This is a genomic window from Limosilactobacillus reuteri subsp. porcinus, assembly GCF_036621895.1.
Classification (GTDB): Bacteria; Bacillota; Bacilli; order Lactobacillales; family Lactobacillaceae; genus Limosilactobacillus; species Limosilactobacillus reuteri_J.
The window spans coordinates 1-4,251 of sequence record NZ_LN887334.1; the positions used below are offsets into that span (position 1 = coordinate 1).

Annotated in this window: 4 protein-coding genes; 1 reads left to right on the forward strand and 3 read right to left on the reverse strand. The window is 38.3% G+C overall.

Translation table 11 applies throughout. The features are described 5' to 3' along the window. Positions 1–281 precede the first annotated feature (281 nt). From AACL61_RS01470 to ccpA, 3 genes are all read right to left on the reverse strand, one after another. The gene (locus tag AACL61_RS01470) at positions 282–1,028 is read right to left on the reverse strand and encodes a YebC/PmpR family DNA-binding transcriptional regulator (protein ID WP_003671894.1); all 747 of its coding nucleotides are present in this window, start codon (positions 1,026–1,028) and stop codon (positions 282–284) included. 74 nt (positions 1,029–1,102) lie between these two features. Next, positions 1,103–1,948, reverse strand: a complete 846-nt coding sequence (locus AACL61_RS01475; RefSeq protein ID WP_339110887.1) for a hypothetical protein — start codon at positions 1,946–1,948, stop codon at positions 1,103–1,105. Positions 1,949–1,961: 13 nt separating this feature from the next. After that, positions 1,962–2,972 (reverse strand): catabolite control protein A, encoded by a 1,011-nt coding sequence (ccpA, locus tag AACL61_RS01480; protein ID WP_102815833.1) that lies wholly within the window; start codon positions 2,970–2,972, stop codon positions 1,962–1,964. Positions 2,973–3,132: 160 nt separating this feature from the next. Between ccpA and AACL61_RS01485 the strand changes: the two genes are divergently transcribed. Beyond that, on the forward strand, positions 3,133–4,233 hold the full coding sequence (locus tag AACL61_RS01485; protein ID WP_102815832.1) for a M24 family metallopeptidase: 1,101 nt from the start codon (positions 3,133–3,135) through the stop codon (positions 4,231–4,233). Positions 4,234–4,251 lie beyond the last annotated feature (18 nt).

The following is a 4,251-nucleotide window of genomic DNA, read 5'->3' on the forward strand; positions in this document are numbered from 1 at the left end:
CTCGCAAATTTATGGATAAAACGTTGACCATAATCACGCGTAACCTGTTTAAAAGGAAATAGGGTCCCCTTTATCGCTAAGGATAATTGATAATACCTATCATGAGGTAAGATGTACAGGTCACTCGGTTACTTGCGAATTATTCTTGTTAATTCTTCTTCAAAACTCGGCATATTTTAACCTCCCTATTATTTAAATACGGATAAATTCTAAAAATGCACTAAAAAAAAAAGAGGTTAAAAAGCGTTTTGCTTTTTAACCTCTCAATAACAATGATTGAATTATTCTTCATCGTCATCTTCGTCTGGTAAAATACCAGTTTCGTAAATATCAGCAACATCATCGTTTTCTGTTAATTCATCAATCAAATGACGGTATTGCTTTGCCTTATCTGCAGGTACCTCTGTCCGGTTTTGAGGGATCATGGTAACTTCGGCAGTATCTAATTCGTAGCCTTGTTCTTGAAGAGCATCACGAACATCTGTCATGTTACTTGGATCTGTGAAGATTTGGAACTTTTCTTCAGTTGCCTTCATATCTTCAGCTCCAGCATCTAAAGCATCCATTAACATATCATCTTCGCTCTTATCAAGACCATCACGGAGAATTTCGATTAATCCTTTACGGTCGAACATGTATGAAACTGATCCACTAGCACCTAATGAACCGCCAGAGTGACTAAATGCTGAACGAACAGCAGATGCAGTCCGGTTCTTGTTATCAGTAAGAGCAGAAACCATTACTGCTACCCCACCCGGTCCATAACCTTCATAAGTAACTTCTTCGAACTTAGCTCCACCAATACCTGAAGCTTTAGCAATAGCACGGTCAATATTTTTCTTAGGCATGTTGGCCGCGTGTGCCTTATCGATTACAAGCCGTAATTGAGCGTTGTTCGCTGGATCAGGATCACCTGCTTTAGCTGCTTGGTACAAGTCACGTGAAATCTTTTGGAAAATCTTACCACGCTTAGCATCTTGGGCGTTCTTACGTCCCTGAATGTTATGCCATTTTGAATGTCCTGACATTACTGACTCCTCTTTTCTTTATTAATGTAATACAAACAGATAAATTTTAGCAAATATTCATCGTTAATTCAAGGTTATTGGCGAGGTTGCCATTTTCGTTTTACAAATTGCAGAATAAATAACACAATACTAATGACAATTAGCATCATCGAACCATGAAATCCAGTCTGCTGAAAATCATTGGCAACCTGGGAAATAAAGGGGCTTATGTCTGGTTGTTCTGCTCCCATTTGAAGGGCAATCGCATGAATAGTCATAACGATTCCTGTATATAAAACAGTTCCCCACAAACAAATCCACCTAAAACTACCAATTAAGTGGTGCTGCCATAACCCCTTAAGGATCAATAGAACGAGACTGATAATTGAAATCACTAAAATAATATTGACAACCGTTTTAGCAATTTTAATCCCATTAATTAACTGTGCAACTTCGGGAGTATTTAACTGACTGTTAACAATCGAATTAATGTTACCAGCAATTGCTGAAGAACTGCCTGCTGGTAACATGGACGTCGACAAACCATATTGAGCTAATTGGGAATTAACAGACGTGCCCACATTATTAACTATAGGTGATAGGTCAAGATTAATTTTTTCACCTGCATATACTTGATCAATCGCCTGGTTAATTAGCTTATCAGTATCACTTTTCTTTAAGACAGAAGTTGAAATCCCATACTGAGTTAGACTACTGTTAACCTGACTTAACATAACTGATTCAAGCGACGAACTTGTAACTTCTTCTTTTACAAAGTTAACATTTAAGAGTGTCGAATTAATTAGTAATGTTAGCCCGAGTAAAGTCACATAGATTACACCCCATAAGCAGTATAGAAAATGACGCTTTTTCGGTATTTCTTCTATTGGCTTCTCAACTTTTTCTTGTCGTTGTGCTCGCAATTCACTTCGGGTTGTCACAACAAATCACAACCTACTTACGAGTTGATTGGCGTTCAACAAAGCCATGATCTAAAATAACATTCTTTTCATCATCATTACTGTCATCGCCATCCATTAATTTTGTCAACAACCGCATTGAAATGGCACCAAGATCATAAAGAGGTTGAGTGATCGAAGTGATTGTTGGCCGGACAACCTTTGTATAATTGGTGTCATTAGAAGAAATTAGTTCAAAATCATCTGGAACGCTAATACCAGCATCCGTAAGCCCGTTTAAGAGACCAGCAGCTAAACTATCATCTGTTACATAAGCAGCCTTTAATCCCTTTTCGATAACTTCTTGTGCCTTTGCATATCCTGCTTGGTAAGACCCATCCGTTTCAATTACTAATGATTCATTAAATGCCACATTATTATTTGCCAATGCTTCTTTATATCCATTAAGCCGGTCTTCGCCATTAATTGAGTATCGTAATGGACCAGTAATATAGGCAACTTGTTGATCACCATGTTTTAGCAGAAATTCTGTCGCCTCCTTGGCGGCTGCTTGGTAGTTAATCCGAACGCTTGGTAAAGCATCATCATTAACAACAGAACCAGCTACTACAACTGGTGTATTTGTGCTTTCAAATTCATTTCTAAGATCATCAGAAACATCGTGACCCATAAAGATAAGTCCATCAACCTGTTTAGCAAGCAAGCTCCGTACCACTTTCAGAATCTTTTCATCATCAGAATCAGAATTGGTTAAAATAATATTATACTTATACATTGAAGCAACGTCATCAATCCCCAATGCTAATTCCGCAAAGTATGGATCAGTTATATTAGGAATAACTACCCCGACAGTCGTTGTTTTTTTAGAAGCTAATCCCCGTGCAACTGCATTAGGACGATAATTAAGCTGCTTAATTACATCTAAAACTTTTTGTCTAGTTTCTGGTTTTACATTTGGATTGCCATTTACTACCCGTGAAACAGTGGCCATTGAGACACGAGCTTCTCGGGCAACCGTATAAATTGTTACTGATTGTTTTTCCATAAGATAGCCCTTTCTTTATTGGTATAATCTGTTTTCATATTTTTTCACAACCTAGTTAATATAGCAGATTTAGTTTTAATTAGCAAACGTTCTTCATTATTTTTTTACTTTCATAACAATATGTTATAATATTCGCAATCTTTTTTAGGAAGTGAATGCAGTGACAAAACTTAATCAACTACAAAGCGCGCTTACTGAAAAAGGATTAGATGCTGCTTATATTAGTGATCCGATGACCATTAATTACCTAACTGGTTTCTACAGCGATCCAGTAGAACGGGTATTAGCACTAGTCCTTTTTGCCGACAGTGAGCCATTTCTGTTTGCACCAGCTCTTGAAGTAGAAGCAATAAAGGATACTGGTTGGAAATATCCAGTATATGGGTACTTAGATCATGAAAAACCTTTTGAGCTTATTGCTGAACATATCAAAAATCACGCTGGTTCCCCAATTAATTGGGGAATTGAGGGAGAATCACTAACTGTTGACCGTCTTCGTGCCTTAGAAGAAGTCCTCCCTAATGCCCATTTTAATACTGATCTCTCTCCTTTGATAGCAAAAATGCGGATGATTAAAAGCGATGATGAGATCGCTAAGTTAAATGAAGCCGGAAAATGGGCTGATTTCGCTTTTAAAGTAGGATTCGAAGCAATTCAAATTGGTAAAACAGAGCAAGAAGTGGCTGCCGATTTAGAATATGCGCTTAAGCAACACGGGATTAATAAAATGAGCTTTGATACTCTGGTCCAAGCGGGTCCTCATGCTGCCGAACCTCATGGAGCTACCTCCAGTAATAAGATCCAAAATAATCAGCTCGTCCTCTTTGACTTAGGAACAATTGTTGATGGCTATATTAGTGATGCTTCCCGAACAGTGGCTGTCGGAAAGTTAAATGACAAACAAAAAGACATCTACAAAGTATGTTTAGAGGCTCAATTGGCCGCTCAAAATGCTGCGAAGCCGGGAATGACTGCTGAAGAATTAGATAAGATCGCTCGTGATATCATTACTGCAGCTGGTTATGGCGAATACTTTATTCACCGCCTCGGGCACGGAATGGGTAGCAGTGAACACGAATTTCCATCAATCATGGAAGGAAATCAGCTAGTTCTTGAACCTGGCATGTGCTTCTCCATTGAACCCGGTATTTATATTCCAGGTTTTGCCGGCGTCCGGATTGAAGACTGTGTTCATATTACAGAAGATGGTTGTGAACCATTCACGCATACAACTAAAGAATTACTAACTTTCCCTCATTAAAATCATAACCACCCGTCA

Excerpts from the sequence above, each read along its gene's own strand:
- AACL61_RS01470 (WP_003671894.1), bottom strand. The coding sequence starts at position 1,028 with ATGTCAGGACATTCAAAATGGCATAACATTCAGGGACGTAAGAACGCC.
- ccpA (WP_102815833.1), bottom strand. The coding sequence starts at position 2,972 with ATGGAAAAACAATCAGTAACAATTTATACGGTTGCCCGAGAAGCTCGT.